The organism is Roseomonas alba (assembly GCF_019430885.1).
In the GTDB taxonomy this organism is placed as follows: domain Bacteria; phylum Pseudomonadota; class Alphaproteobacteria; order Acetobacterales; family Acetobacteraceae; genus Neoroseomonas; species Neoroseomonas alba.
The window spans coordinates 241,776-267,494 of sequence record NZ_JAHYBZ010000003.1 but is presented as its reverse complement, the minus strand read 5'-3'; the positions used below and the strand labels follow the sequence as shown (position 1 = coordinate 267,494).

Below are 25,719 nucleotides of genomic sequence, written 5' to 3'. Positions count from 1 at the left end.
GTTCCCCCGACTCCCGGCTCACCCGGCCGGTTGCGACGCGAAGAGGTTGAGGCCGAGCCGTTCCGACAGGAAGCGTGTGACGAGCTGCCCGCGCACGCTGTTGCCCGCGCCGTCCAGCGGCGGCGAGAAGACCGCCAGCCCGCCCTTGCCCGGTGCGATGGTGACGATGCCGCCGGCGACGCCGCTCTTGCCCGGCAGCCCGACCTCGTAGAGCCAGTCGCCCGACTGCTCATACAGCCCGGCCGTCGCCATCACCGCGAGCACGCGGCGGCAGCGATCCTCATCGACCACGCGTTCCTTCGTGACCGGGTTCACCCCGCCATCGGCGAGCGTCGCCCCCATCACCGCAAGATCCCGCGCAGTGACGTTCAGCGCGCATTGGCGGGTGTAGATGTCGGTCGCCTCGTCCGGGTCGGAATACATGCGGCCATAGCCTTGCAGCAGCCGGGCGATGCCCTGGTTGCGCTGGTTCGTGGCCGCTTCCGATTCGTAGACTTCCCGGTCGAGCGCGAGCTCGCGCCCGGCGAAGCGGGACAGCCCGTCGCGGATGAAGGCCCAGCGCGCCTCGGCGTTGGCGCCAGGGGCGAGGGAGGTCGTCGCGATCGCCCCCGCATTGACCATGGGGTTCATGGTGCGGTCGGCGTTCAGCTCGATCGCCATCACCGAGTTGAAGGGCAGGCCGGTCGCGTTGACGCCGATGCTCGCCCGTGCCCGACCCCGGCCGAGCGCCTGGCAGACCAGGGCGAAGACGAAGGGCTTGGAGATCGACTGGATCGAAAACGCCCGGTCGGCATCGCCGACGGCATGCTCGATGCCGTCCACGCCGGCGACGCAGATGCCGAGCCAATCGGCAGAGGCCTTGGCGAGCGCCGGGATGTAGTCCGCCACCTTGCCCTCGACCACGCCGCGGTAGCGGTTCCATGCCTCTTCCACCAGCACGTCGACCGTGGGGTTCGGCGGCAGATGCCCGGTGGAGATGGTGCCGGGGCCGAAGGCTTCATCGGCATGCAGGCGGTCGTGCATTGTTCTGGTCGTCCGCGTCTCGTTTCCACCCGGACCTGAGCATGGCACGAAGCGTGCCCGGAACGCGGCATCGACCGGCGGGCCGGCGCGGTTCCTTACAGGCGGGTGACGAGGCTAGACCCTGCGCCGGCCGCTTCTATCGGCCGAGCATCCCGCCCCTGGACGGGGCGTTCCAAACTGCCGGGACGGTCAGGACGCGAGAAGAGCGGCCGTCGCGTCCGCGAGCCGGCCCGCGGCTTGGCTCGCCGCCGCCACGAAGGCCGGCATGTCTGCGCCGCCGACCGGGGCGGTGACGGTCTCGGTGCGGGCGATCTCGCGCCGGCGCGGTTCGCGCAGCGTCACGGCGATCTGCGCCGTCATCACCAGGCTGTCAGGCCCGGTCTGAACGAGACGCTGGAGGTTCACCTCCACCAACGCCTCCGGCGTCACCGAGATCGCGCCGCCGGTCGAGAAGACGTTGGACGCTGACAGGCGCTGCGCCAGGTTCTCGACCAGCACGCGCGTCATCATCGTGTCGAGGTTCTCGCCCCACCAGTCATTGCCGGAGACGGAGAGGCGGTAGTCATCCACCGACCGGACGATCTGCACGCGGTCGAGATAGCGCGCCAGCGACACGTCCCGCACCCCGATATTGCGCGGGCCGCCGCGGCGCTGTGTGCCAGGCACGGGTTGCAACGTGTAGAGCACCGGCTCGGTCGAACGGCAGGCGGCGAGCAGCGCAAGGGCGCCAAGGGAAGCGGCGTCGCGGCGGCGGAAGGTCATGCGGTCATGGGCCCTGCGTCGAACGGCCCCGGATCAGCGATTCCGGGTTGCGGTTGAGTTGATCCGCGAGTGCGCGCAGCGACCGCGCGGCGGAGGTGATCTGCTCCAGCATGCGTTCAAGCTCGCGCTGGAACTGCGATTCATCACCATAGCCGCGATTGGCCGAGGTGATCAGCCGCCCCGCCTGTGCCACCGCGCTGTTCAGCCCGGTCATGACCTGCGGCAGGCTGCGCAGCGCGGGTTGCAGCGAGGCATCGAGGTTGCGCATCGTCGCTTCCGCCGCCGCCAGCGTGCCCTGCAGCGCCGCGATCGACTGCCGCAGCGCGGGGTCCTGCACCAGTTCGTTCACCCCCGCCACGGTCGCGTTCACGTTATGGCCGATATCCTGCAGCGGCAGAGCCTCGATGCTGGCGAGGACGCGGTTCACGCCTTCCATGATGGAGGCGAACTGCCCCGGCGCGGTGGGCATGACGATCGAATCGCCCTGCATGGTGATCTGGGCAGGGGCGGCGCCTTCGACGAACTCCAGCGCGATGCGTTGCTGGCCGGTGATCAGGTTCGCGCTGACCAGCCTTGCGCGCAGCCCCTGCTGCACCAGCGTGCGCGCGTTCTCGAGCGTGCCACGATGCTCGGCCAGTGCGGACCCCATGACGCGCTGCGGCTCGATCTCATAGCGCACAGGCACGCGGAGCTGGTTGGTCGCGGCATCGAATTCGAGGTCGTAGCCCAGCACCTCGCCGATGCGCACGCCCTGGAAGGTGACGGGAGCGCCGGGCGAGAGGCCGGAGATGGAATCGGTGAAGTAGGAGACGACGGGCACGCGCCTCGTCAGCGCCGCGTTGTTGGCGGCCTCCTGGCTGGCGTAGAGGCGGAACACGTCGTTCCGCCCGACGGCGGCGCCGTTGCGCGCCGCCTCCGGCGTCTCGAAGGCGATGCCGCCCAGCAGCAGGGCGCGCACGGATTCGAGGCGGAACTGGACACCATCCGCGCCGAGCTGCACCGACAGCCCCGAGGCGTTCCAGAACCGCGAGCCCTCCCGCACATAGCGATCGTAGGGGGAGCGGATGAAGGTGTGGATGGTCACGCTCTCCGCCATGTCGGCGAAGTCCCAGCCCAGCACCTGGCCGACCTCGATGTCGCGGTAGAAGACAGGCGACCCGAGGCTGATCGACCCGATCCGGTCCGCGCGCAGCAGGAAGGTGCGGCCGGGTTCCTCGGTGGTCAGCAACGGCGGGTCCTCGAGCCCGGTGAAGTGCCGCTGCGCCTCGCCGCCCGGCGCGGAGGGCGCGATCTGGATGTAGGAGCCGGAGAGCAGCGTATCGAGGCCCGTCAGGCTGCCGGCGAAGAGCCGCGGCTTCACCACCCAGAAGCGGGCATTCGAGGTCAGCAGGGGCTCTGCCTCCCGCGTCGTGCGGATCGTCATGGTCACGTGCTGGAGGTCGGAGGCGAGGGCGATCTCCTGCACCGTGCCCATCACGACGTCACGGTAGCGGAGCTGCGACTGGCCGGCGGTCAGCCCCTCCGCGCTGCGGAAGGTGAGGGTGATGGTCGGGCCGCGCTGGGAGTAGGTGTGCCACACGAGGAATCCCGCGATCAGCGCGGTGACGATCGGAATGGCCCAGATCGGCGACAGCCAGCGGCTGCGTCCGACCTTGGCGGTGACCTTCGCTTCGGGGTGGTCGAGGGCCATCACCGGGGCTCCACGCGCATATGGTCGTTCTCGCCCGCCGCGTCCCACATCAGGCGCGGGTCGAAGCCCTCGGCGGCGAACATCGTCAGGATGACGACGCCACAGAAGGCGATGGCCCCCATGCCGGGTTCGATGCTGACCACCGAGCCGAAGCGCACCAGCGCGACGAGGATGGTCTCCATGAAGATGTCGATCATCGACCAGCGTCCGATGGCGTTGACGGCGAAATAGAGCCGGGTGCGGTCGCGGAGCCGGCTGGTCCAGGCGAAGCGCACGGACAGCAGCAACAGGGCGAGCCCCATGATCTTGAGCATCGGCACCGCGACCGAGGCGAAGAAGACCAGCAGCGCCAGCGGCCACATCCCGCCATCCAGCAATTCGACCACACCGCCCAGGATGGTGCTGGGCTGGCCGGAGCCGAGCTGGATGAATTGCAGCACCGGATAGACATTGGCCGGCACATAGAGGATGGCCGCCGCGATCAGCAGCGCCACGGCGCGGCCCATCGCATTCGGCTTGCGCACATGCAGATGGCTGCCGCAGCGCGGGCAGTGATCGTCATGATCATGCGGCAGGCTGACCAGGCCGCAGGTGTGGCAGGACAGCGCGCCCTCGGCGGACGATGCGAGGGCGGTCGCCGCGTGGTCGATGTCGCCATGCGGCACGCCGCGGCGCTCCATCTCCTCCCACACCGCCTGGCGGTCGAGCACCGCTTCCGCCGCGATCATGGTCAGCATCAGCAGGCCCATGGCGTAGAGCGCGATGCCGAGCTCGATATGCACCAGGTCGATCAGCTTGGTGTAGGCGACCAGCACGCCGAGCAGGAAGACCTCGACCATCGACCAGGGGCGGAGGTGCTCGACCCAGGCATAGACCCGGCGGACATGGCGTGGCGGGCGCGGCAGCCGCAGGCCGGCCAGCACATAGGTCATGCAGGACAGCTTCGCGACCGGGGCGATGACGGTGGTGAACATCACCACGATGGTCAGTTCCCACAGCCCGCTGCGGCCCATGTCGATCGGCCCGCTGAACAGGCTGGCGTGGCGGACCATCCCCGCCGTGCTGACCGTCATCAGCGTCATCAGGCAGGCCACGGCGAACAGCGACAGGGCGGCGAGGTTCAACGCCAGGGCGCGACCCAGCGGGTCGATGCGGGCGCGGCGCAGCACGGTGTCGCAGCGGATGCAGCGCGCGGATTGCCCGGGCACCAGGCTCGGCAGCCGCTGGAACTGGCCGCAACTGGAGCATTCGCACAGCCGCGACCCGGTGCGCCAGGCCTCGAGGGCCATGGTCCGGGCGAGATCGGCGGCGGTGGCGGTGCCTCCCGACATCAGGCCGAGGGTTCCGAGTTGGGGATCATGCGCGCCTTGTAGCCTGTCCGGCCTGCGGGGCCAGGGCCGAAGGCTATCCGATTCTACCCGAATCCGCGTCGGGGGATACGGTCACGTGGCCGGGGCGGCCCGGAATAGGGCGAGGCGGACCGCCGCCGGCACAGGTTCGATCACCGGCACCGGCAGGCGGGGTCGCAGCGCGGCGGCTGCGGCTGCCAGGGGTCCGCCGCCGATGATGATCGCCTGGACCGCCGATTCCGCCAGGGCCAACCTCGCGGCGGCCTCCAGCGCCGCCGTCAGGCGGTCCGGATCGGCCATCACCGCGGAAGTATCGCCCGTCGTCAGCCAAGTCCCGGCGAAGGCGCTGCCATGGCCATAGGCTTCCGCGCGGCGGGCGACGGATTCCACCAGCAGCGGCGTGGTGGTGACCACGGCAAAGCGGCCATGGGTGGCGGCCTCGGCCATCGCGGCCTCGGCGATGCCGGTTGCCGGAATCGGGCAGGCGGCGCGGAGCGCATCGAGCCCGGGATCGCCGAAGGCCGCCACCACGACGCCGGCGAAGGGGGAGAGATCCGTGGCTGCGATCAGCTCCTGCACGGCCTCCCCCGCGATGGCGAGCATCGCCGGGTCGAGGATGAGCGGTGCCCCGCGTCCGGCCGTCGCACTCTGCACCGTCACGCCTTCCGGGGCGGCGTCCTGCGCGATCGCGGTCATGAGCGCCGTGGTCCGCGCATTGGTATTGGGGTTCACGAGCAGCAGCCGCATTCGTCCAGACCCGTTCATCGAGGCTCAGGGCACACGGCCTGTGCGGCACGCGCCATCGTGCCATTCTGCGGCGGCACAGGACGGAGAGCGAGCCCGCATGACCACCCGCCAGGCGATCGGGACGATCACCCCATCCTCCAACCGCGTGGTGGAACGCACGCTGGCGGGCATCATGCCGCTGTTTCCCGGCATCGATTCCTGCGTGGCGCGGATCACCTATTATGGCGCCGGGATCGGCCAGCCGAAGGACGGTTATGCCGAAGAACCGTATCGCCACGCGTCTTGGCAACTCGGCCATGCCGAGCCCGGCGTCGTGTGCTGGAACGGCACGCGCGGGGCGGGGCTTGGCCTCGCCGCGGATCGCGCTCTGGCAGCGACCATGGCGGCGGCCGCCGGGTGTCCCGCGACCACGACATCGCTCGCGACGGTCGGCCTGCTCGATGCGCTCGATGTCCACCGCGTCGGCATCATCACCCCCGGCGCGGCAGCCTATGCCCAGGAAGCCGCCGCGGGACTGGGGCGCGAGCTCGTCGCCGTGCGAAGCCTCGACCTGACAAACAACCATGACGCGTCGCTGGTGCCGGCGGCGCGGATCATGGACCTCGCCCGCGGGCTGGTGGCGGATGCGCGCCCCGATGGCATCCTGATCTGGAGCACCAACCTCGCCGGCCTCGCGACCATGGCGCCGCTCGAAGCGGAACTCGGCCTGCCTGTCATCGATTCCGCTGCGGCTGGCGTCTGGGCCTGCCTGGCGGCGATCGGCGCCGATCCGACGCCCGCTGCCGGGCTCGGCCGCATCTTCACCGTCACGGGCCCCTGCGAGATCATCCCCGCCAGGGCATGAGGGTACGCCGTCTGGTCCTGTGCACGGCGCGGGCCTAGGCTTCGACGGCGAGGGAGGGGGAGGTCCGGATGAAGTGGCAAGGTGGCGGCTGGGATCTCGAAATCCTGGTGAACGGGTATCCGGGCAAGGTCGTGCCGCATGGCGCTCTGGGCTGGAGCACCGTGGTGCTGATGCGCGGCCATGGGCGCGTCGTGCTGCTCGACGGTGGCGGATACGGGATGCGCAAGGTCCTGCCCGCCAAGCTGAAGGAGCGTGGTCTCACCCCCGGCGACGTCACCGACCTGCTGCTGAGCCATTCGCATCACGACCATTGCGTGAACTGGCCGCTGTTCCGCCAGGCGCGCATCGCGATTGGGCGCAAGGAACTGGCCTGGGCGCTGGGCCTGCCCTGGGGCGAGACTTCGGTGCCCGAGCACGCCGTCGCCGCCCTGGCGCAATGGCCCACCCTGCACCTGATCGACGAAGGCGACACGGTGCTGCCGGGCATCACCGCGCATCTCGCGCCGGGTCACACGCCCGGGCACCTGATCTTCGTGATCGCCGGCGACGGGCAGGACTGCGTGCTGCTGCAGGATGCGGCGAAGAACCGCATCGAACTGACCACGCGCCGCACCGACATGACCTATGACCCTGCCGTGAGCCGCGCGACCATCGATATGATCTGGGCGATCTGCCGCGATCGCCCCGGCTGCCTGCTGATCCCCGGCCATGACCTGCCCATGACGGTCGAGAACGGCGTGCCGCGCCCCATCGGCCGCCAGCACGCCGAGATCCGCGGCTGGTTTGGCGAGACCCTGGACGACATCACCACCTTCGACCTGGTGCCTGCCGAGGCCTGACAGGGAAGGACCGGGACAACCTGTCCATCGGGCCTGCATCCGACAGACTTCGCCATCCCTGTTGCGGCAGGTTGATCGGACGGAGCCCTGGAACAGGACAGCGCCAGAGAGGGGCTCCGTCCCCTCTCCGGCAAAGCGCCGCGTCAGCGCGTGACCATGAAGGGTGCGACCATCCCGGCCGCATAGTGACCCGGCAGGTTGCACAACAGCAGATAGGCGCCGGGCTGCAGCGTGACATCGACCGTCGCGCTCGCATTCGGCTGCATGTCCCCGGTGTCGCCGAGAACGCGCACCTGATCCTCGGGAACGCGGCCCGTGCCCGAATCATAAGGCAGCGGCGAATCCGGGTGATCCACGGCGACGATGAGCATTTCGTGCAGCACGCTGCGCGACCAGTTGGTCACCTCGAAGCGCAGCGGGCCGGTCTTCGCGTCACCACGGTCAGGGCGGATCGACATCATGCCCATGCCCATCATCCCGGGGCCGAAGCCACGGCCTCCGCCGCGCCCGGCGCCAGGTCCCCACCCCATCATGCCGCCACCCCAGCCCGGCCCCTGTCCAGGCCAGTCGGCGCCTGCGCCGCGCGGCATGAGAGCAGAAACATCGAGAAGGGCGACACGGATCACGGTGGGCGCTGGCTGCGCCGCGGCCCGCATCGCGGGCAAGAGGGTCGTGCCGACAATCAACGGCACCAGGGATCGGCGTTTCATGATGTTCGCTCCCGCTTGGGTTGTTTCCCCCTCGCAGGTCAAGCTGCGGCGGTCGTGCCTGGCGCGTATTGATCCAGCGCAACCTGCTGCGGAGCTCCAGAGGGCCGTTCCGGGTGGGGCGCCGCCGCTGCGCGCGGCCGCGGCCTTACCCGAGCCGTGCCGTCAGCGCCTCGCGCTCCACCGCCGTCATGTGCAGCCCCAGTTTCGACCGCCGCCACATCACGTCGTCGGCCGTGCGCGCCCATTCGTGCGCCTGCATCCAGGCGACCTCGCGCTCCGTCAACCCGCCGCCCAATGCCGCGCCCAGATCCGCCTCGCTGCGCGCCCCGTCCAGCAGCAGGTCGAGTTCCGACCCATAGCCGCGCACCAGACGCCGCAGCAGCGCCGGCGGCAGCCAGGGATGGCGCCGCGCCGCCTCGGCCTCGAAGGCCGGCAGCCCCCCGGCGCCGAGCTCGCCGCCCGGCAGCGCCGCCGTCCCGGTCCAGGGCGTGCCGGCGTCGCGGCCCGCGGCCTTGGCGATGCGCCCGACGGCTTCCTCCGCGAGGCGGCGATAGGTGGTGATCTTGCCACCGAGCACGGAGAGCAACGGCGCCACGCCGGTGGCCGCGTCCAGTTCCAGCACGTAGTCGCGCGTGACCGAAGACGCGTCCGACGAACCGTCGTCGTAGAGCGGCCGCACGCCGCTGTAGGTCCAGACCACGTCCCCCGGCCTGGGCGCCGTGCGAAACTGCTGGCCGACGGCAGCGCAGAGATAGGCGATCTCCTCCGCCGACGCATGCACCCTGCGTGGATCACCGTCATAGGGCACATCCGTGGTGCCGATCAGGGAGAAGCCATTCTCGTAAGGGATGACGAAGACCACGCGGCCATCGTCGTTCTGCAGCAGATAGGCCTGCGTCCCGTCATGCAGGGCTGGCACGACGATGTGGCTGCCCTTGATGAGGCGCACATGGCCGCGCGGCTTCTGGCCGGCGAGGCCGAAGGCCTCCATCACCCAGGGGCCGGCGGCGTTCACCAGCACGCGCGCGCGCAGGGTGCGTCGCGTTCCGTTGGCCGTCTCGGTGCGGACTTCCCAGTGATCGGCGTGGCGGGTGGTGCCGACCATGGCGGTGCGCGTCAGGATGGTCGCACCGCGCGCGGCGGCATCGCGCGCATTCAGCAGCACCAGGCGGGAATCCTCCACCCAGCAGTCGGAATAGGCGAAGGCGTTGGTGATGCCCGGCTGCAGCGGCTGGCCCCAGGGATGGGTGCGGCAGTCGATCGCCTCATGTGGCGGCAGGCTGACGCGACGGGCCAGGTGGTCATAGAGGAACAGCCCCGCGCGGATCATCCAGCGCGGCCGCATCTCCGGCCGATGCGGCAGCACGAAACGCATCGGCCAGACGATGTGCGGAGCGATGCGCAGCATGACCTCGCGCTCCGCCAGTGCCTCACGCACCAGGCGGAACTCGTAGTGTTCCAGATAGCGCAGCCCGCCATGGATCAGCTTGGTCGAGGCCGAGGAGGTGGCGCTCGCCAGGTCGTCGCGTTCCAGCAGGCAGACCGAGAAGCCGCGCCCCACGGCATCGCGCGCGATGCCACACCCGTTGATGCCGCCGCCGACGACGACGATGTCGAAGACCTGGTCGTCCATCATCCGATCACGGGTTCGATGGTCTCGAGCATCCAGCGCGCGATCGCCGTCGCCTGTGCATCCGTCTGAAGCTGCGTCATCACCTGGATACCGAAGGGCATGCCGCCCACCGAGGCGAGTGGCACGGTGACGGCGGGCGCGCCGATGGCCGAACTCGGCACGTTGAACACTGCCTCGCCGGTGGGCCTCGCCACGAGCGGCTGCCCCGGCACGTCGCCCGCCCAGACCGGCGCCGGGCCCGGGCAGGCCGGGGCGATCAGCGCATCGACGACGCCGGTCAGCGCCGCATGGCGCGCGCGCAGTGCCTCCCGCTGGACGAGGAACAGTCGGTAGTCCTCCGGCGTCCGCTTTTCCGCCGCCGCCAGCACGGCTTTCGACCGCGCGCTGATGCCGTCCGCGTTCAGCGCGACCAGGTTGCGGAACAGCCAGTGATTCTCCCAGCCGGTGATGCCGTTGGCCATGGCCTGGGCGCCGACCAGCGCATCCTCGAAGGCCGCCAGCGCCGGTTGGTCGCGGCGCAGCACCGTGACGCCCTGCGCGCGCAGGCGTTCCACCACCTGTTCGAAGGCAGTCTTGCTGGCGTCGTCGAGGCGCGGCCAGCCTTCCGTCTCCATGACGCCGACCACCATGGGCCGCTGCGCCAGTGGCGGCGCATCGGGACCGACCAGCCCGGGGCGACCGGGATCGCCGCCGGCGCGCGTCGCGATCGCCTTGGCGACCAGCCACATATCCTCGATCGACCCGGCATGGACGCCGGTGGTGGACATGCTGGTGGCCTGGCGTTCGCCGCGGTTGAGGCCGCCCTGGCTCGGCTTCAGCGCGATGTTCCCGCAATAGGCCGCCGGCCGGATCACCGACCCGCCCACCTGCGTGCCGAGCGCGGCGGGCACCATGCGTGCGCCCACCACCGCGGCCGAACCTGAGGACGACCCCCCCGGCGTGCGCGTCTGGTCGAAGGGATTGGTGGTCGGCCCCGGATGCGCGCCGCCGAGTTCCGTCGTCACCGTCTTGCCGAGCACCACCGCGCCCGCCTCGCGCAGCGCCCAGACGGCGGCGTTGTCGCGTTTCGGGAAATTCCCACGATAGGCCACGCAGCCCATCTGCGTCGGCATGTCCCGCGTTTCGAGCAGATCCTTGATGCCGACCGGCATGCCGTCGATGGGGGACAGCGGCTGGCCGGCCTTCCAGCGCGCCGTGCTGGCATCGGCGGCGGCGCGGGCACCCTCGACATTCGTCACCACCCAGGCACGGACCGTCGGCTCGCGGGCCGCGATGGTCTCCAGGCAGCGTTCCAGGAAGGCGCGCGGCGTGTCGCCACCGTCGCGGAATCCGGCCGTGGCGTCGTGGAAGGTCAGTGCGCGGAAGTCGCGCGGATCATAGGACGCCATCGCCGTGTCTCCATTCCTGGGCACGCGAGCCTAGGCAGGGTTCGGCGCAACGAAAAGCCGGCCAGGGTCGCCCCCGACCGGCTTCGCATGTTCGCCCTGACGGGAAGGGCTCAGCGCTTGTCCATCGGCACGAAGTCGCGGGCCGGGGCGCCGGTGTAGATCTGGCGCGGACGGCCGATGCGCTGGGACGGATCCTCGATCAGTTCCTTCCACTGGCTCACCCAGCCGACGGTGCGCGCGACCGCGAAGAGCACGGTGAACATGCTGGTCGGGATGCCCATCGCCTTCAGGATGATGCCCGAATAGAAATCCACGTTCGGATAGAGCTTGCGCTGGATGAAGTAGTCGTCGGACAGAGCGATCCGCTCCATCTCCATCGCCATGTCGAGCAGCGGCTCATCCTTGATGCCGAGCTCGGCGAGGACCTCGTGGCAGGTCTCCTTCATGATCTTCGCGCGCGGGTCGAAGTTCTTGTAGACCCGGTGGCCGAAGCCCATGAGCTTGGTGTGGGAGTTCTTGTCCTTCACCTCGCTGATGAACTGCGGGATGTTCTTCACGTCGCCGATCTCGGCGAGCATCTTCAGCACCGCCTCGTTGGCACCGCCATGCGCCGGGCCCCACAGGGCGGCGATGCCGGCAGCGATGCAGGCGAAGGGGTTGGCGCCCGTCGAGCCCGCCAGGCGCACCGTCGAGGTGGACGCGTTCTGCTCGTGGTCCGCATGCAGGATCAGGATGCGATCCATGGCGCGGGAGAGGATCGGGTTGTTGACGTATTCCTCGGCCGGCACGCCGTTCAGCATGTAGAGGAAGTTCTCGGCATAGCCGAGGTCGTTGCGCGGATAGAGGAACGGCTGGCCGATCGAGTACTTGTAGGCCCAGGCCGCGATGGTCGGCACCTTGGCGATCAGGCGGAAGGCCGCGATGCGGCGCTGCTCCGGATCGTTGATGTTCAGATTGTCATGGTAGAAGGCGGCCATCGCGCCGACGACGCCGCACATGATCGCCATCGGATGCGCGTCGCGGCGGAAGCCGTTGAAGAAGCTCTTCAGCTGCTCATGCAGCATGGTGTGGTACGTCACGCCCTTGTGGAAGGCGTCGTACTCGGCCTTGTCCGGCAGCTCACCGTTCAGCAGCAGGTAGCAGATCTCGAGGAAGTCGGACTTCTCCGCCAGCTGTTCGATCGGATAGCCGCGATAGAGCAGCACACCTTCATCGCCATCGATGTAGGTGATGGTGCTCTCGCAGGACGCCGTCGCACCGTAGCCCGGATCGTAGGTGAAGATCCCGAGGTCGCCGTACAGCTTACGGATGTCGGCCACCTGAGGCCCAAGCGTTCCGCCAAGCAGCGGCAGGGAGGTGCTCTTGTTCGAACCGTCGAGCGTGACGGTGATGGAACCGGTGGCCTTGCTGGTCATGCAGGAACTTCCTCAGTTCGTTGGGCGGGGGCTAGGATGGCCCCGACCGTTATGATGCAGCGCAAGATAAGGGTGCGCCGACGGGATTGGCAAACGCGCCGGCCGGCGCGCATGACCCACCTGTCATTCGCGGTCGCGCCAATCCTGCGGGCTGCCGGAACGGTTCGCCCAGAGGCCATTGCGACCCTGGCGGGCTGCCGCCTCGGCGCCACGCATGGCGCTGCCGGTCGCGATGGCATAGCCACCACCGACCAGTGAGCGGCCGAGGTCGGCGCCACCCGCTTCGCATTGGCCGATGCCGCGGCCGAAGGCGTCCCGGCCGGTGATGCGGCAGGTGACGGGCCGGCCGGCGACGAGGCGCATCAGCGCCGCAGCCGAGGCACCGCCACAATCGAACCTGTCGCCGTTCGCGCGCTGGCAGGCCTCCCCGCGCATCGGCGCGGCCATGCCGGACAGGCGCACCACCTGCTCACCCAGCGCGAGGGTCTCGCCATCCACGACCCGGATATCGGCGGCATCCGCGCGCCATTGCCGGTCCGCAGGCGCGGAACCGAACAGGTTGGTGGGCAGGGCCAGCGCGAGCAAGAGCGGTACCGCCACCACTGCCGAGATCAGCAGTGCTGCGCCGCGCATGCGGGGCCGGGTCCTGCGGCCTTTGAAGATACGCCGTCGTTCGAGCACGGGCGATCGTTAGACCGATCCCCCCCGCGCCTGCAACCGGTCGCTGGCCCAATTTTCGGCAGGAAGGCGTTAACGCTGTGCGACGATTGCGAGAAGCGTCTCAGGAAGCGTGCCTACTCGTCTGACCAGAAACGATCCTTGCCGTGCAGCCGCTCCCATGCCTCGCGCGCATCATTGCGATTGGCTGCGACGCGGGCCTCGCTCCAGCCCTCGACGACGCCCACCGCCCAGGCGCGGCCGCCATCGCCGGGCTTGGCCAGCTTCGCCGCCAGGCCGCGCGCCACCGCCGCGTCATTGGCCAGGCCCAGCCCATCCTGCAGCGCGGCGACGCGGCGCAGGAAGCGGCGGCCGGCCTTGATGCCGAAGACCGGGGCGAAGACTTCGGCGGCGTAGCGCAGGCGCTTGCCGTCCAGGCGGAGTTCATGGAGCTCCTCGGCGTTCAGCCCCTCGAAGCCGTCGCCGGCGCGGCGCAGCCTCTGCCAGCGTCGGGCGAGCACCGAACGGCCGAAATTCTCCACGGGCGCGGTCAGGGCGGCGAGGCGCGCTTCCTCCTCCGCATCGCGCCAGGGGCGGGTGAGGAGCAGACCCACCGCATCGATGAACAGCAGCCGCCAGGCCGGTCCGGCCAGCATGGCGAGCACGGCGGCATAGGCTTCCTTCTTCTGGGCTTCCGCGGCGCGGCGCAGCCCGGCGATGCGCTTGTCGTCCGGGAAGGCGGTCTCGACCTCCCGCACGATGCCGCCCAGGAAGACGTCCCAGTCGCGGGCCGGGCCGAGTACGGCCAGTACTTCCCGCAGCCGCGCGTCGATGCCGCGCAGGGCGGCGCAGTCGGTGACGGTGCGAAACACCCGGAAGACCGAGCGCAGACGACGCAGCGCGACACGCGTCTGGTGCACCGGCTCGGGTGCTGAATCGGCCCGGATGCGTGCCGATTGCTGGCGCAGCACCTCCAGCAGATGGCCGGCGGCGATGACGAAGGCGTCCTCGGCCGTCGTGGCGGCGGAGGTATCCGGCGCGCCGAGACGATAGGGGCGCGCCGGCTGGTTGGCCGCGAGCGCCCGGCCTTCCTCGGCCAGGGCGGCGAGCGGCGGCAGCAACGGTAGCTCGGCGGCGATGATCCGCGCGACGGCGAGAACGCCATCCAGCGTGCCGGTCAGGGTCAGCCGCGCGGCCGGCCGTTCGGCCGCAACGCTGCGCAGCCGGCCCTCCAGCAGGATGAGCTGGACGGGGCCGTGCTCGGTGTCCAGCCGGATGCCCTGCTGTCGGCCCGCGAAGGCGGCAAAGGCGGCCAGGGCGTCGGTCGCGGCTTCCTCGGGCACCTCATCGGCGGCGAGTTGCCGCAGGAGGCGCGGCGGGCAGCCCGGATGCCAGGCTGCCGCTTCCTCAGGCAGCATGCGCAGCAGCCGGCGCGGCCCGCGCGAGGCTGCTTCGACCACCAGCCCCTCGGCGGCCAGGCGGCCATCGGCGCTGTCGTACCACATGATCGCGGCCGCCGCGCCGCGGGCCCGGCCCTGGCGCAGCGCCGCGATCGCCGGGAGCCGCCCGAGTCGGCCGGCCGCATCGGGCGGCAGGTCGAATTCCAGCGAGACCGGCTCGTGGGCCGGGGGCACTTCGATGACCGGGGCGGGCGTGGGTTGTGGCGGCTCAACGGTCTGTTCGGCGAGCGGGGCGCGGCTGACGCGCCCATTGGACGACGACATGGTCACTGGACGGTTTCCGGGAGGTCGGCAGGCACCAGGAAGCGGACGAGCCGTCCACCCCCTTCGGCCAGGCCACGCCAGGGCGTGGCGACGGTGAATTCGGCGAGGGCGCAGGTCGGGAAGCCCTCGGCCATGCGTCGTGCGGCCACCGAGGTGGCTCCGGCCATGGCGGCCGGCCCGGCCAGGGCCAGGGCGAGATCCTGAAGTCCCGGATTATGGCCGATCAGCAGCACGCTGCGGGCGGTCTCCGGGGCCTGGCGCAGCAGGTCCAGCATGCGCGTCCAGGGGGCCAGATAGAGGTCGTCCATCGGCTCGATCAGCGGGCTGTCGGCGAAGGGCGAGATCGCCTCCAGCGTCTGCAGCGTGCGCCGGGCGGAGGAGACCATCACCACGTCCGGTGACAGGCCCAGGTCGCGCATCGCCGCCGCCATCGCGGTGGCGGCCCGCCTGCCGCGCGCATTGAGCGGCCGTGCATGATCGGCGAGCGAGGGGTCGTCCCAGGAGGACTTGGCGTGGCGCAGGAGGAGGAGCTGACGCATGTCCCGGCCATCTTGCCACGACCCGTCGCGCCTGTCGCGGCTGCGCGGGGCCGGACCCTCGACGCCGCGGAAGGCGCGCCGCATCTTCGCGCCGTACCGCAGCGACGGAGGATGCCATGGCGCACGCGACCGAAATCGAATGGATGAAGCTGACTTTCGCCGAGCTCAACGAGCGCGCGGCCGCGGGGGCGCTGGTGATCGTGCCGGTCGCGTCACTGGAGCAGCATGGGCCGCATCTGGCCACTGGCGTCGACATCATCTGCGCCAATGGCGTCGCGCAACGGGTCGCGCACCGTCTGGCGGCGGTGGGCCGGCCCGTCGTCGTCACCCCCTGCGTCTGGACTGGCCTCGCCGAGCATCACGTGCCCTTCGGCGGCACGGTGACGCTGGATTTCGCGACCTTTTCCGCAGTGCTGAAGGGTGTCGTCCGTTCCGCGGCGCGGGCTGGCTTCAAGCGCGTCATGCTGCTGAACGGCCATGGCGGCAATGCCGAAGCCGTCGCGGTGGTGGGCGGCGAGTGCCAGACCGAATTCGGCATCGCGGTCGCCGCCGGCACCTATTGGCATCTCGCGGGCGACGCCTTCGCCCCGATTCTCGAACGCCAATCCAACGTGCTGCACGCCTGCGAGGCCGAGACCTCGATGATCATGACCCTGCTGCCCGAGGCGGTGCGCGGCGATCGTCTCGCGGAGGCGCATGGCCCGCATTCGACCCGGCCGGAAGGCCAGCCCGCCGCGATGATCCGGCGGCGGTCGTTCAAGGACATCTCGCCGAGCGGGGTGATCGGCGATGCACGGGCAGCCTCGGCGGAGAAGGGGGAGGCGCTGCTGGAGGCGGCGGCGGAGCGGATCGCGGAGGAGCTGAGCAACGCCAAGCTGTGGGGGTGAGCGTGGCCCGGGGGAGGGCTCTGCCCTCCTCCGATAACCCCACCTGCCAAGGGCCCACGAATCCCATGTATCCGTCGCCGGATGGGCACACCATTCCCTTCCCGCGAGACAGATTGACTGATGGTTTCCAAAGGCCTCGGGCCTTTGGCGGGGAGAGGTTTGGAGAGGGGCGGAGCCCCTCTCCAAGTCACGCCGGCATGGCGGCGCTGCGCCCCTGCGGCGCATCCAGTCCGGCCTCGGCCAGCGAGAAGTCCTGCCAGGCCAGTGCCCCGCCCTTTCCCGCCCCGGTATCGAGGAAGATGGCCCGTCCGCCGCGCAGCCCGGTCATGGTTGCCGGCCGCCCGTTCGTGGAGCGGTTGTCGTGCCCGACCAGCACGGTCAGCCAAGTTGGGATCCGGTCGACCCAGTTGGTCAGGCGGATCGGGAAGCCGTCTGCGCTGCGTCGTCCGGTCACCTGGCCGAAGATCGCGCGGCCCACCAGCCCTTCGGGCCGTGCTTCCCCGGCATCGGGCGGGGAGGGGTGCTGCAGCATCCCGTCATGGAAGGCGGCATGGACGAACATCAGCCGGCCCAGCACGAGCCAGGCCGGCGCGCGTCCGATTTCGGCGATGGCGCGAGCCTTGAGGGCCTCGCCATCCGGCGCCGCGGCGATCTGGTCGAGGGTGCGGCCGAGCCCGTCCCGTTCCATCCGGACGGCCTGGCCGGTCAGCGCCCGCCGCAGCTTGTGGTCGTGATTGCCGAGGAGGAAGAGGCCGCGACCGGCATCGATCAGGCCGAACATCGCGCGCAGCACGGCGGGATTGTCTGACCCGTGATCGGTCAGGTCGCCGAGCTGAATCAGGAACAGCCCCGCCGCTTCGGCGCCGGCCACCGCGGCGGCGAAGCCGCGGGCGTCGCCATGCACGTCGCCGACCACGCGCAGCCCGCTGAATCCGTCCCGCAGCAGGTCGTCAGCCGAGGGGATCACGCCGCCGCACCGCCCTTGATGGCGGCGAAAGCCGCGAGGGCGCGGGCGCGGCCTGCCGCGAGATCGACGATCGGCGCCGGGTAGTCCCGGCCAAGCGTCACCCCGGCGCCGCCAAGGACGGCTGCCGGTGCCTCATGCGGTCGGTGGACGAAGCGATCGGGCAAGCGGGCGAGCTCGGGGCACCAGCGCCGCACATAGGCGCCGTCGGGATCGAATTTCTCGCCCTGCAGGACGGGGTTGAAGACGCGGAAGAAGGGCGCGGCATCGGCCCCGCAGCCGGCGACCCATTGCCAGGAGGCGGCGTTGTTCGCGAGGTCGGCATCGACCAGCGTGTCCCAGAACCAGGCCTCGCCCGACTGCCAGGGCTGGAGCAGGTGCTTCACGAGAAAGGAGGCGACGATCATCCGGACCCGGTTGTGCATCCATCCGCTGCGCCAGAGCTGGCGCATCCCGGCATCGACGATCGGGTAGCCGGTCCGTCCGCGCTGCCACGCCCGCAGCATTGCGGCATCCGTCGTCCAGGGGAAGGCATTGAATTCAGGGCGTAACGGTTGATCGGGCAGGGTCGGGTGATGCCACAGCAGGTGGTGGGAGAACTCCCGCCACAGCACCTCCTTCAGGAAGACCTCCAGGCCGCGGCCGCCTTGCGCCTGGGCGGCGTGCCAGACCTGGCGGGGCGAGATCTCGCCCAGATGGAGATGCGGCGACAGGCCCGAGGTGCCCCAGGGGGCGGCTGGCCGGTCGCGGCGTTCCGCATAGGCGTTGAGGCCTTCCGCCAGGAAGGCGGTGAGCCGGGCGGCGGCGCCGGCTTCACCGGGGGTCCAATGGGTGGGAAATTCCACCGCCCAGTCGGGCTCCGGCGGGCGGGGCAGCAGCCTGAGCGCCGCGATCTCCAGGCCCGCCGGCGCGCCGGGGGCGGCGATCAGGCGGTCGGGCGCCGGCAGCGGCGGCGGGAGATCCTCCAGCGCCGCGAAAAGCGCCCGCGCGAACGGCGTGAAGACCGAGAAGGGCTTGCCGGTCGCGGTCCGGACGAGGTGCGGTTCGTGCAACAGCGCGCTGCGGTGCAAAACGAGCCGCCCGCCGGCCTCCTGCAACGCGGCATGGACGGCGGCATCGCGCTGCCGCGCCTCGGGTTCGGTTTGGCGACCGGCATGGACCTCGCCGGCGCCGATGCGGGCGGCGAGGTCCGGGATCAGCCGCCGCGGATCGCCGTGCAGGATCAGCAGCGGCGCGCCGCGCGCGGCGAGGTCCGCCGACAGTGCGACCAGGCTGTGATGCAGCCACCACCGCGCCGCGCCACCCGGCGCGTGCGTGCCGTCCTCGAGGACATAGACCGGCAGCACGGGCCGCCCGGCAATGGCGGAGAGGGCAGGATTGTCGGCCAGGCGCAGATCCTGGCGGAACCAGAGCAAGGCAACGTCGGGCATCGCTGATTTATGTGGGGGCGTCCTGGCGCTGCGTCATCACTGTTGCAGGATTCGTGCATTCGAATATTCTAATGAAGTGCGGTCGCGTGACCGCACTTTGTCGGAAGGATTCGCTCCATGCCTCGCTTCACCGACAAGGCCTGGTCGCCCTACCTCGCGGGGGCACTGATCGGCCTGCTGCAGATCCCTGCCTTCCTTTTCTTGGGCACCGCGCTCGGTGCCTCCTCCTCATTCGTCACCGTCGGCGCTTCGCTTGCCGAATTCCTCGATCCCGGCATCCGCGGCATCCGCTACGCGGCCGCGCATCTCGATGGCGCCAAGAACTGGTGGCAGGTCGCGCTGGTCGCCGGCATCGCGCTCGGGGCCTTCGCCTCCTCGCGCCTGTCGGGCGCGGTGCGGCGCGGGGTCGCGCCGGTCTGGCGGCGGGCGACCGGCCTAGGCCCGATCGGGCGTTTCGCCATGGCTTTCGCCGCGGGCTTCGTGATGCTGCTCGGTGCCCGCATCGCCGATGGCTGCACCTCGGGCCACGGCCTGTCGGGCATGGCGCAGCTCTCGCTGGGTTCCTTCGCCGCGGTGGTCGCCATGTTCGCCGGCGGCATCCTGACCGCGACCCTGTTCTTCCGCCCCGTGCGCTGAGGTCACGACCATGTCCGTCTTCGCTGCCATCCTGCTCGGCCTCGCCATGGGCGCGGCCTTCGGCTTCCTGCTCGAGAAGGCGCGGGTGTTCGAACCCGCTGTCATCCTCGGGCAGTTCCAGTTCCGCTCCTTCCTGATGTTGCGGGTCTTCCTCGCCGGCGTCGCGGCCGGGTTGGTGGTGCTCGCCATCATGACCGGCTTCGGCTGGGTGACGCTGTCCCCCAAGGCCCTGCTGCCGATGGCCGACATCGCCGGCGGGCTGGTGCTCGGCATCGGCATCGCACTGGCCGGCGCCTGCCCCGGCACGGTGCTGGCGCAGATCGGCGCCGGCTACAAGGATGCGTGGTTCACCCTGGCGGGCGGCATCCTCGGCGCGCTCGCCTTCACCTATGCCGAGCCGTCGCTGCGCCCGGTCCTGGACCTGGCGGGACAGGGCAAGCTGACGCTCGACATGGTCACCGGCGTTCCGTTCTGGATGCTGGCGAGCGGTTTCGCGGCGGTGCTCGTCCTGGCGCTGGTCGCGCTGGAGCGCTGGCGGCCGTGGCGCGAGGAACTCGGCGCCGAGGCTGACGGCCTGCTGCCGCCGCAGCCCGCGCAACCGCCCGCGGCTGCCGTGCCGGCGGAGTGAGCCGTGGATCGGGAGGGGCGGGCGCCCCTCCCGTCTCCGTCAGTACCGTTCCGGCACGTAGAGTTCCCGCGGCAGGGTCGCCCGTTCGTAGTGCGGGTCGAACACGCGGTTCGGCAGCAGGACGGGGTCGTGCGGCACTTCCTCGTAGGGCACGGCCGACAGCAGATGCGCGATGCAGTTCAGGCGGGCGCGCTTCTTGTCGTTGCCTTCCACGATGGTCCAGGGCGCCTCGGGGATGTTCGTGCGGGCGAACATGTCTTCCTTGGCCTTGGTGTACTGCTCCCACCGCACGCGGGATTGCAGGTCCATCGGCGAGAGCTTCCATTGCTTGATCGGGTCGTGAATACGCATCAGGAAGCGGAACTGCTGCTCCTCATCCGTGATGGAGAACCAGTACTTCACCAGGATGATGCCGGACCGGACCAGCATGCGTTCGAATTCCGGCACGTCGCGGAAGAAATCCTCGACCTGCTGTTCGTCGGCGAAGCCCATGACACGTTCGACGCCGGCGCGATTGTACCAGGACCGGTCGAACAGGACCATCTCGCCGGCGGCCGGCAGGTGCGGGACGTAGCGCTGGAAGTACCACTGAGTCTTCTCGCGGTCGGACGGCGCCGGCAGGGCGACGACGCGGCAGGTGCGGGGGTTCACGCGCTGGGTGATGCGCTTGATAACGCCGCCCTTGCCGGCGGAATCGCGGCCCTCGAACAGGACCACCATCTTCAGGCCCTTGTGCTGGACCCAGTCCTGCAGCTTCACCAGTTCGGCCTGCAGGCGCAGCAATTCGCGGAAGTAGAGCCCGCGGTCGAGCGTGCTCTTCTTGTGCCGGGACAGGAGTTCGCGGAGTTCGGGCGGGATGCGACCGTCGTCGATCTCGTTCTCCAGCTCCTCGTCGAAATCGTCCTCGAGCTCCAGCGCGATCCAGGGGCGCTCGGTCGGCGCCCGGTCCTCGTCGTTCATGCCTCGCTCCGTCTTCCGTCGGCGGCCGCACAGCTAACGCGTTCGCGCGAAACGCGTGTGACGGTTTTGCGACGAATAGGGCGCCATGCGCCCCGAGCGAGCATCACGGCCCGGCCGGCGGCACCCAGTCGCGGGCAATGCCGGCGGTCTCGATCGCCCGGGCGACCGGCCGGTCCGGCGCCGGCGTGCCGAGATAGATCCAGCCGAGCAGCCTGTCCGTCGCCGCGAAGCCGAGGGCCCGCTTCACCATCTCGTCCCGCAGCGCGCCCGAGGACAGCCACACCCCGCCGAAGCCGAGAGCGTCGATCGCGTTGAGGAAATTCATGATCGACGCGGCTGTCGAGGCCTCCTGCTCCCAGACCGGGATCTTGGGGTGATCCGGGCGGATTGCCGCGCCGGCGGCCACGACCATCGGTGCGCGCAGTGGCTTGGCGCGTTCGATGTCCAGGCGCTCGGCCGGGGTAGCCGGTTCGCGCCGGGCGAGGGAATCGGCCATGAGCGCCCCGAGCGCAGCGCGCGCCGCTCCGGAGATGAAGACGAAGCGGGCGGGCCGCAGGCCGCCGTGATCGGGCGCCCGCAGCGCCGCCGCCACCGCCAGGTCGAGCACCGCAGCGCCGGGCGCCGGTTCCCGCAGCAGGCGCGGCGGCACCGAGGCGCGGGCGAGCAGTGCCGCGACGGCGGGCGGCAGGGCGGACAGGGCGTCGGGCATGGTGCCTCCGGGCATAAATGAGAATCGATCGCAATTCGGATATGGGGTGCCGGGCGACGGACCGCCAGCTTCGTTACCGCATGTTGCGTTGCACAAGGTCATGAAGGGTGATTTCGCCCGACGCGGTCGCCGGGTCTAAGACGCAATCTCAAAGTTTCGCGTGAGGCATCGAGGAATCATGACCGCCCCCATCGCGCTGTTCGACGTGAAGGCCCAGCAGGCGCTGATCCGGCCCGAACTGGATCGCCGCATCGCCGCGGTGCTCGATTCCGGCCGCTTCATCAACGGCCCGGAAGTCGCCGAGCTGGAGGAGAAGCTCGCCGCCTTCGCCGGCTGCGCGCATGCCGTCGGCGTCTCCTCGGGCACGGATGCGCTGCAGATTGCCATGATGGCGGAAGGGATCGGGCCCGGCGACGCGGTATTCCTCCCCGCCTTCACATATACCGCGACCGCCGAGGTCCCGCTCGTCCTCGGCGCGACGCCGATCTTCGTCGATGTGTCGTCGCAGACCTTCAATATCGACGTCGACGACCTCGAACGCCGGCTCGACGCGGTGAAGCGCGATGGGAAGCTGAAGCCGCGCGCCGTGGTCGGCGTGGACCTGTTCGGCCTGCCCGCCGACTGGACCGAGATCGAAGCCATCTGTGCGCGCGAGGGCATGTTCGCGCTGGACGACGCGGCCCAGGCCTTCGGCGGGTCGCTCGGCAATCGGCGTCTGGGCTGCTGGGGGCAGGCGACGGCGCTGTCCTTCTATCCGACCAAGACGCTCGGCGCCTATGGCGACGGCGGCGCGCTGCTGACCAACGACCCGGACCGCGCCGAGCTCTACCGGTCCCTGCGCACCCATGGCGAGGGCAGGACCCGCTATGCCGTGGAGCGCACCGGCATGAACGGCCGCCTCGACACCATCCAGGCGACCATCCTGATCGCCAAGCTGGCCCTGCTGGAGGGTGAGCTGGAGCAGCGCCGGCGCATCGGCGCGGCCTATGACGCGGCCCTGTCCGGCCGCGTCGGCATCCAGGCTACGCCCAAGGGGATGGAGAGCGCCCGCGGCCTCTACACCATCCGCCTGCCCGATGCGGCGACGCGGACGCGGGTACAGGCGGCGTTGTCGGCCCAGCAGATCGGCAGCGGCATCTACTATCCGAAGCCGCTGCACCATCAGCCGGCCTATGCGGCACACCACGCTGCCAGCATCACCGGCGGGCCGGCGCCGCTGCCGGTCAGTGAGGCGCTGTGCGACCAAGTACTGTCCCTGCCGATGCACCCGTATATGAGCGAGGCGGATGCGCAGCGCGTGTCCGAGGTCGTTCTCGGGGCGCTGTAGGTACGGCCTAACCGCGAAAATTGGCGGCGTTCGTCTACGAGCGCCGTAGTCGGAGTTGGAGGGGCGCCGCCCCTCCAAGCCATCTCGCCGGGATGCTGGGCATCCTGGACCCCAGCCTATTGGCGCAAGCACGACAGTTGCGCTGAGCCCTCCAAGTGCGCTCCGTGCGCCAATGCGGCTTTCGGCGCTGATTTTCTCAGCGGTGCACGGTGCCAAGTGAAGGTTTCCGAAGGCCTTGTGGCCTTTGGCGGGGTGGTCTGGAGGGGCAAAGCCCCTCCAACTCCGCCAGCAAAGGCACAACAACGGTCACCGGGCCCGCTCGACCTTCGGTAGCGCGAAATCCCCGATCGCGCCCTACCCGAACACCTCGTTCCACGCGGCCCGCAGTGCGGAATCCGCTTCGTCCATTGTCGCCGGCACGCCCTGGGCGTGGATGCTGGTCACGCCGAATTCGCTGATCCCGCAGGGCACGATGCCCCCGAAATGGCTCAGATCCGGATCGACGTTCAGGGCGATGCCGTGCCAAGTCACCCAGCGCGTCACCCGCACGCCGATCGCTGCGATCTTGTCCTCGCCGCCCGTCGCCCGATTCGCCACCCACAGACCGATTCGGCCCTCGCGGCGTTCGGCGCGGATGTTGAAGCGGTCGAGCGCGCGGATCAGCCATTCCTCGAGCCCATGGACATAGGCCCGGATATCGCGGGCCGGGACGGTGCCGTGGGGTTCGTGGAGGTCCAGCATGACGTAGCCGGTGCGCTGGCCGGGCCCGTGATAGGTCCATTGCCCACCACGCCCGGCCGCGAAGACCGGGAATCGGGCGTCGTGCAGGTCCTCGGGCTTGGCCGAGGTGCCGGCAGTGTAGGTCGGATCGTGTTCCACCAGCCAGACGCGTTCGCGTCCGGTCCCGGCGCGAATGGCGGCGACATGCGCCTCCATGGCCGCCAGGGCCTCGGCATAAGGGGTGCGCCCTTCGGCGACGATCCATTCGGGGGGGTGTGTTGCTGTGATCGCGGTCATGGGTTATACGCCGCGCCCTCTACCGGTTTTGCGGTCGTGGCGGAATGGTAGACGCGCTAGCTTGAGGTGCTAGTGGGGGCAACCCCGTGGAAGTTCGAATCTTCTCGACCGCACCAGTATCCTGACAATCCGATGTCGCATCCGTTGGATCGGGGGCCTGCCCCGACCCCGGGGGGCGCTTGGCGTGGCCCAGCCCGCCGCGTCGTGCGGGGCGCCAGCCGCCCGATGGCCGGCGCCCGCGCTTTGGGGGACGGTCAGCCCCGCCTGATATTCCAGGGATAGGTGCTGTTTCCCGGTACGAAGCCTGACAGCCCTGTCCGATACGCCGAGGCGATGAAGAACTGTCCCAGTGGCAATACGGGAACCTGCTCGAAGGATTCGCGGTTCATCACATCGGCCAGGCGCTTCTGCTCCGCCTCGGTCTCGGCCACCAGCCAGGCAGCGGCGGCTTCCTCGATGCGGGGGTTGCCGTACCAGCCGAACCAGCCTCGCTCCCCCTGGCCGCGCAGCGTCGCCGCCACGGCGGGGTTGATGACGGATACCGACGGCCACCAGGTGTGGAAGATGGACCAGCCGCCACGCTCGGGCGGTTCCTTGCTGGCCCGACGCTGCACCACCGAACCCCAGTCGGTCTCGACCAGGTCGACATTCATGCCCAGCCGCTTCAGCAGATCCGCCGTCACCTGGCCGAAAGGCCCGATGGTCGGGAAGTCGGAGGGATTGATGATGACGACCTTCTCCCCGTTGTAGCCGGCGGCGCGGATCTCTTCCTTCGCCTTGTCGAGGTCGCGCGGCCCCGCCAGCAACTCGTTGCCGGTCGTGCTCTCATAGGTCGTGCCGCAGGGCCACATGGACAGGCAGGTGCGGAAGGCCGAGGGATCGTTCCCCGTCACCCCGCGCAGATAGTCGTCCTGGTTGATCGCCCGCAACAGCGCGCGGCGTATCCGGACATTGTTGAAGGGTGGGTGCAGGAAGTTGAAGCGTGCCACCCCGACATAGCCGAGCGTGTTCAGCACCTTCACCTCGACCCCCCGGGCGCGGCGCAGCAGGGGGGCGAGGTCGGCGTTGATCTGTTCCCACCAGTCGATCTCGCCGGCCTGCAGCGCGGCGGCGGCGGTGGCGCTGTCGGGCATGATGGTCCATTCGACGCGGTCCATCAGCGCCCGCTTGCCGCCCGCGGTGCGCGACGGCGGCTCCTGCCGGGGCACATAGCCGTCGAACTTCGTGTAGAGCACCCGGCTGCCCGAGACGTATTCGTCCTTCACGAAGCGATAAGGGCCGGACCCGATCACCTCCGGCATCTGCTGGAAGGGATCGGTGCGCGCGATGCGTTCCGGCATCATGAAGGGCACCACGGCGGCGGGCTTGGCCAGCGCCTCCAGCAGCAGCGGGAATTTCGACTTCAGCCGGATGCGGATGGTGCGGTCGTCGGCGGCCTCCCAGGCCTCGACCACCGCGCCGAGGGACTGGCCGAAGGTGTCGCGCTTGCTCCAGCGGTTGAGGCTCGCCGCGCAGTCGCGGGCGAGGACGGGCTCGCCATCATGGAAGCGCAGCCCCTCCCGCAGCTTGACCAGCCAGGTCAGGCCGTCATCCGAGACGGTGTGCCCCTCGGCCATCTGCGGCGCGACCTTGAGGTCGTCCGTCATGCCGTAGAGCGTGTCGAACACCGTCCAGCCATGGTTCTCGGTGACAGCGGCGGTGGTCCAGATCGGGTCGAGCGAGGTGAGGTTCGCCTGGGGCACGAAGCGCAGCGTGCGCGCCCGGTCCGACTGGGCGAAGGCGGGCGCGGCCAACCCGGCGAGCGGGGCGGCGAGGACATGCCTGCGTTTGATCATGATCAT

Annotated in this window: 24 protein-coding genes and 1 tRNA gene; 7 read left to right on the top strand and 18 right to left on the bottom strand. The window is 70.0% G+C overall.

From position 1 onward, the window contains the following. Positions 1-18: 18 nt before the first annotated feature. The 5 genes from glsA to KPL78_RS09975 all read right to left on the bottom strand — a co-directional run bounded on the left by glsA (position 19) and on the right by KPL78_RS09975 (position 5,571). Entirely contained in the window at positions 19-1,023 is a 1,005-nt protein-coding gene (glsA, locus tag KPL78_RS09995) for a glutaminase A (protein WP_219762797.1), read from the bottom strand. A gap of 189 nt (positions 1,024-1,212) precedes the next feature. Then, positions 1,213-1,785 (bottom strand): PqiC family protein, encoded by a 573-nt coding sequence (locus KPL78_RS09990; RefSeq protein WP_219762796.1) that lies wholly within the window; start codon positions 1,783-1,785, stop codon positions 1,213-1,215. 4 nt (positions 1,786-1,789) lie between these two features. Next, the gene (locus KPL78_RS09985; protein ID WP_219762795.1) at positions 1,790-3,475 is read right to left on the bottom strand and encodes a PqiB family protein; all 1,686 of its coding nucleotides are present in this window, start codon (positions 3,473-3,475) and stop codon (positions 1,790-1,792) included. After that, the gene (locus KPL78_RS09980; protein ID WP_219762794.1) at positions 3,475-4,806 is read right to left on the bottom strand and encodes a paraquat-inducible protein A; all 1,332 of its coding nucleotides are present in this window, start codon (positions 4,804-4,806) and stop codon (positions 3,475-3,477) included. The genes KPL78_RS09985 and KPL78_RS09980 overlap by 1 nt, the downstream gene beginning before the upstream one ends. 111 nt (positions 4,807-4,917) lie before the next feature. Next, positions 4,918-5,571 carry an aspartate/glutamate racemase family protein gene (locus KPL78_RS09975; RefSeq protein WP_219762793.1) on the bottom strand — a complete coding sequence of 218 codons (654 nt, stop codon included), beginning with the start codon at positions 5,569-5,571 and terminating at the stop codon, positions 4,918-4,920. A gap of 97 nt (positions 5,572-5,668) precedes the next feature. Here KPL78_RS09975 and KPL78_RS09970 point away from each other — a divergent pair, with 97 nt between their 5' ends. Both KPL78_RS09970 and KPL78_RS09965 read left to right on the top strand, forming a co-directional pair. After that, positions 5,669-6,415, top strand: coding sequence for an aspartate racemase/maleate isomerase family protein (locus KPL78_RS09970; RefSeq protein WP_219762792.1), 747 nt, complete (start codon positions 5,669-5,671; stop codon positions 6,413-6,415). Between the two features lie 68 nt (positions 6,416-6,483). Next, positions 6,484-7,254: an MBL fold metallo-hydrolase gene (locus tag KPL78_RS09965; protein WP_219762791.1), complete on the top strand. Its 771-nt coding sequence runs from the start codon at positions 6,484-6,486 to the stop codon at positions 7,252-7,254. A gap of 143 nt (positions 7,255-7,397) precedes the next feature. On the opposite strand, the gene KPL78_RS09960 is transcribed toward KPL78_RS09965, so the two are convergent. From KPL78_RS09960 to KPL78_RS09930, 7 genes are all read right to left on the bottom strand, one after another. Further along, positions 7,398-7,964, bottom strand: a complete 567-nt coding sequence (locus KPL78_RS09960) for a hypothetical protein (protein WP_219762790.1) — start codon at positions 7,962-7,964, stop codon at positions 7,398-7,400. 145 nt (positions 7,965-8,109) lie between these two features. Beyond that, positions 8,110-9,597: a glycerol-3-phosphate dehydrogenase gene (gene glpD, locus KPL78_RS09955; RefSeq protein ID WP_219762789.1), complete on the bottom strand. Its 1,488-nt coding sequence runs from the start codon at positions 9,595-9,597 to the stop codon at positions 8,110-8,112. Beyond that, positions 9,597-10,985, bottom strand: coding sequence for an amidase (locus KPL78_RS09950; RefSeq protein WP_219762788.1), 1,389 nt, complete (start codon positions 10,983-10,985; stop codon positions 9,597-9,599). The genes glpD and KPL78_RS09950 overlap by 1 nt, the downstream gene beginning before the upstream one ends. Positions 10,986-11,095: 110 nt before the next feature. Further along, positions 11,096-12,400 carry a citrate synthase gene (gene gltA, locus KPL78_RS09945; protein ID WP_219762787.1) on the bottom strand — a complete coding sequence of 435 codons (1,305 nt, stop codon included), beginning with the start codon at positions 12,398-12,400 and terminating at the stop codon, positions 11,096-11,098. 123 nt (positions 12,401-12,523) lie between these two features. After that, positions 12,524-13,033: a thermonuclease family protein gene (locus KPL78_RS09940; RefSeq protein WP_219762786.1), complete on the bottom strand. Its 510-nt coding sequence runs from the start codon at positions 13,031-13,033 to the stop codon at positions 12,524-12,526. A 161-nt stretch (positions 13,034-13,194) separates the two neighbouring features. Further along, entirely contained in the window at positions 13,195-14,781 is a 1,587-nt protein-coding gene (locus KPL78_RS09935) for a CHAD domain-containing protein (RefSeq protein WP_255568903.1), read from the bottom strand. Between the two features lie 2 nt (positions 14,782-14,783). Next, the gene (locus KPL78_RS09930; RefSeq protein ID WP_219762784.1) at positions 14,784-15,320 is read right to left on the bottom strand and encodes a SixA phosphatase family protein; all 537 of its coding nucleotides are present in this window, start codon (positions 15,318-15,320) and stop codon (positions 14,784-14,786) included. A gap of 116 nt (positions 15,321-15,436) precedes the next feature. Between KPL78_RS09930 and KPL78_RS09925 the strand changes: the two genes are divergently transcribed. Continuing rightward, positions 15,437-16,207: a creatininase family protein gene (locus KPL78_RS09925; protein ID WP_219762783.1), complete on the top strand. Its 771-nt coding sequence runs from the start codon at positions 15,437-15,439 to the stop codon at positions 16,205-16,207. Positions 16,208-16,394: 187 nt separating this feature from the next. Here KPL78_RS09925 and KPL78_RS09920 read toward each other — a convergent pair whose 3' ends face one another. Both KPL78_RS09920 and KPL78_RS09915 read right to left on the bottom strand, forming a co-directional pair. After that, entirely contained in the window at positions 16,395-17,174 is a 780-nt protein-coding gene (locus KPL78_RS09920; RefSeq protein WP_369412714.1) for a metallophosphoesterase, read from the bottom strand. Further along, a complete protein-coding gene (locus tag KPL78_RS09915) occupies positions 17,171-18,601 on the bottom strand; it encodes a cryptochrome/photolyase family protein (protein WP_219762782.1) in 1,431 nt (476 codons plus the stop codon). The genes KPL78_RS09920 and KPL78_RS09915 overlap by 4 nt, the downstream gene beginning before the upstream one ends. 117 nt (positions 18,602-18,718) lie before the next feature. Between KPL78_RS09915 and KPL78_RS09910 the strand changes: the two genes are divergently transcribed. Continuing rightward, on the top strand, positions 18,719-19,237 hold the full coding sequence (locus KPL78_RS09910; RefSeq protein WP_219762781.1) for a YeeE/YedE thiosulfate transporter family protein: 519 nt from the start codon (positions 18,719-18,721) through the stop codon (positions 19,235-19,237). Positions 19,238-19,247: 10 nt separating this feature from the next. Further along, entirely contained in the window at positions 19,248-19,865 is a 618-nt protein-coding gene (locus tag KPL78_RS09905) for a YeeE/YedE thiosulfate transporter family protein (RefSeq protein WP_219762780.1), read from the top strand. Positions 19,866-19,904: 39 nt separating this feature from the next. Here KPL78_RS09905 and ppk2 read toward each other — a convergent pair whose 3' ends face one another. Both ppk2 and KPL78_RS09895 read right to left on the bottom strand, forming a co-directional pair. Next, complete coding sequence (gene ppk2, locus KPL78_RS09900) at positions 19,905-20,825, bottom strand: polyphosphate kinase 2 (protein WP_219762779.1); 921 nt, start codon at positions 20,823-20,825, stop codon at positions 19,905-19,907. Positions 20,826-20,928: 103 nt separating this feature from the next. Continuing rightward, the gene (locus KPL78_RS09895) at positions 20,929-21,534 is read right to left on the bottom strand and encodes a nitroreductase family protein (protein WP_219762778.1); all 606 of its coding nucleotides are present in this window, start codon (positions 21,532-21,534) and stop codon (positions 20,929-20,931) included. A gap of 178 nt (positions 21,535-21,712) precedes the next feature. Between KPL78_RS09895 and KPL78_RS09890 the strand changes: the two genes are divergently transcribed. After that, entirely contained in the window at positions 21,713-22,861 is a 1,149-nt protein-coding gene (locus KPL78_RS09890) for a DegT/DnrJ/EryC1/StrS family aminotransferase (RefSeq protein ID WP_219762777.1), read from the top strand. Positions 22,862-23,215: 354 nt separating this feature from the next. On the opposite strand, the gene lipB is transcribed toward KPL78_RS09890, so the two are convergent. After that, positions 23,216-23,878, bottom strand: a complete 663-nt coding sequence (gene lipB / locus KPL78_RS09885; RefSeq protein WP_219762776.1) for a lipoyl(octanoyl) transferase LipB — start codon at positions 23,876-23,878, stop codon at positions 23,216-23,218. Positions 23,879-23,908: 30 nt separating this feature from the next. Here lipB and KPL78_RS09880 point away from each other — a divergent pair. After that, positions 23,909-23,994: transfer RNA gene (locus tag KPL78_RS09880), tRNA-Leu, on the top strand. Between the two features lie 138 nt (positions 23,995-24,132). Here KPL78_RS09880 and KPL78_RS09875 read toward each other — a convergent pair. Next, entirely contained in the window at positions 24,133-25,713 is a 1,581-nt protein-coding gene (locus KPL78_RS09875) for an ABC transporter substrate-binding protein (RefSeq protein WP_219762775.1), read from the bottom strand. Between the last annotated feature and the right edge of the window lie 6 nt (positions 25,714-25,719).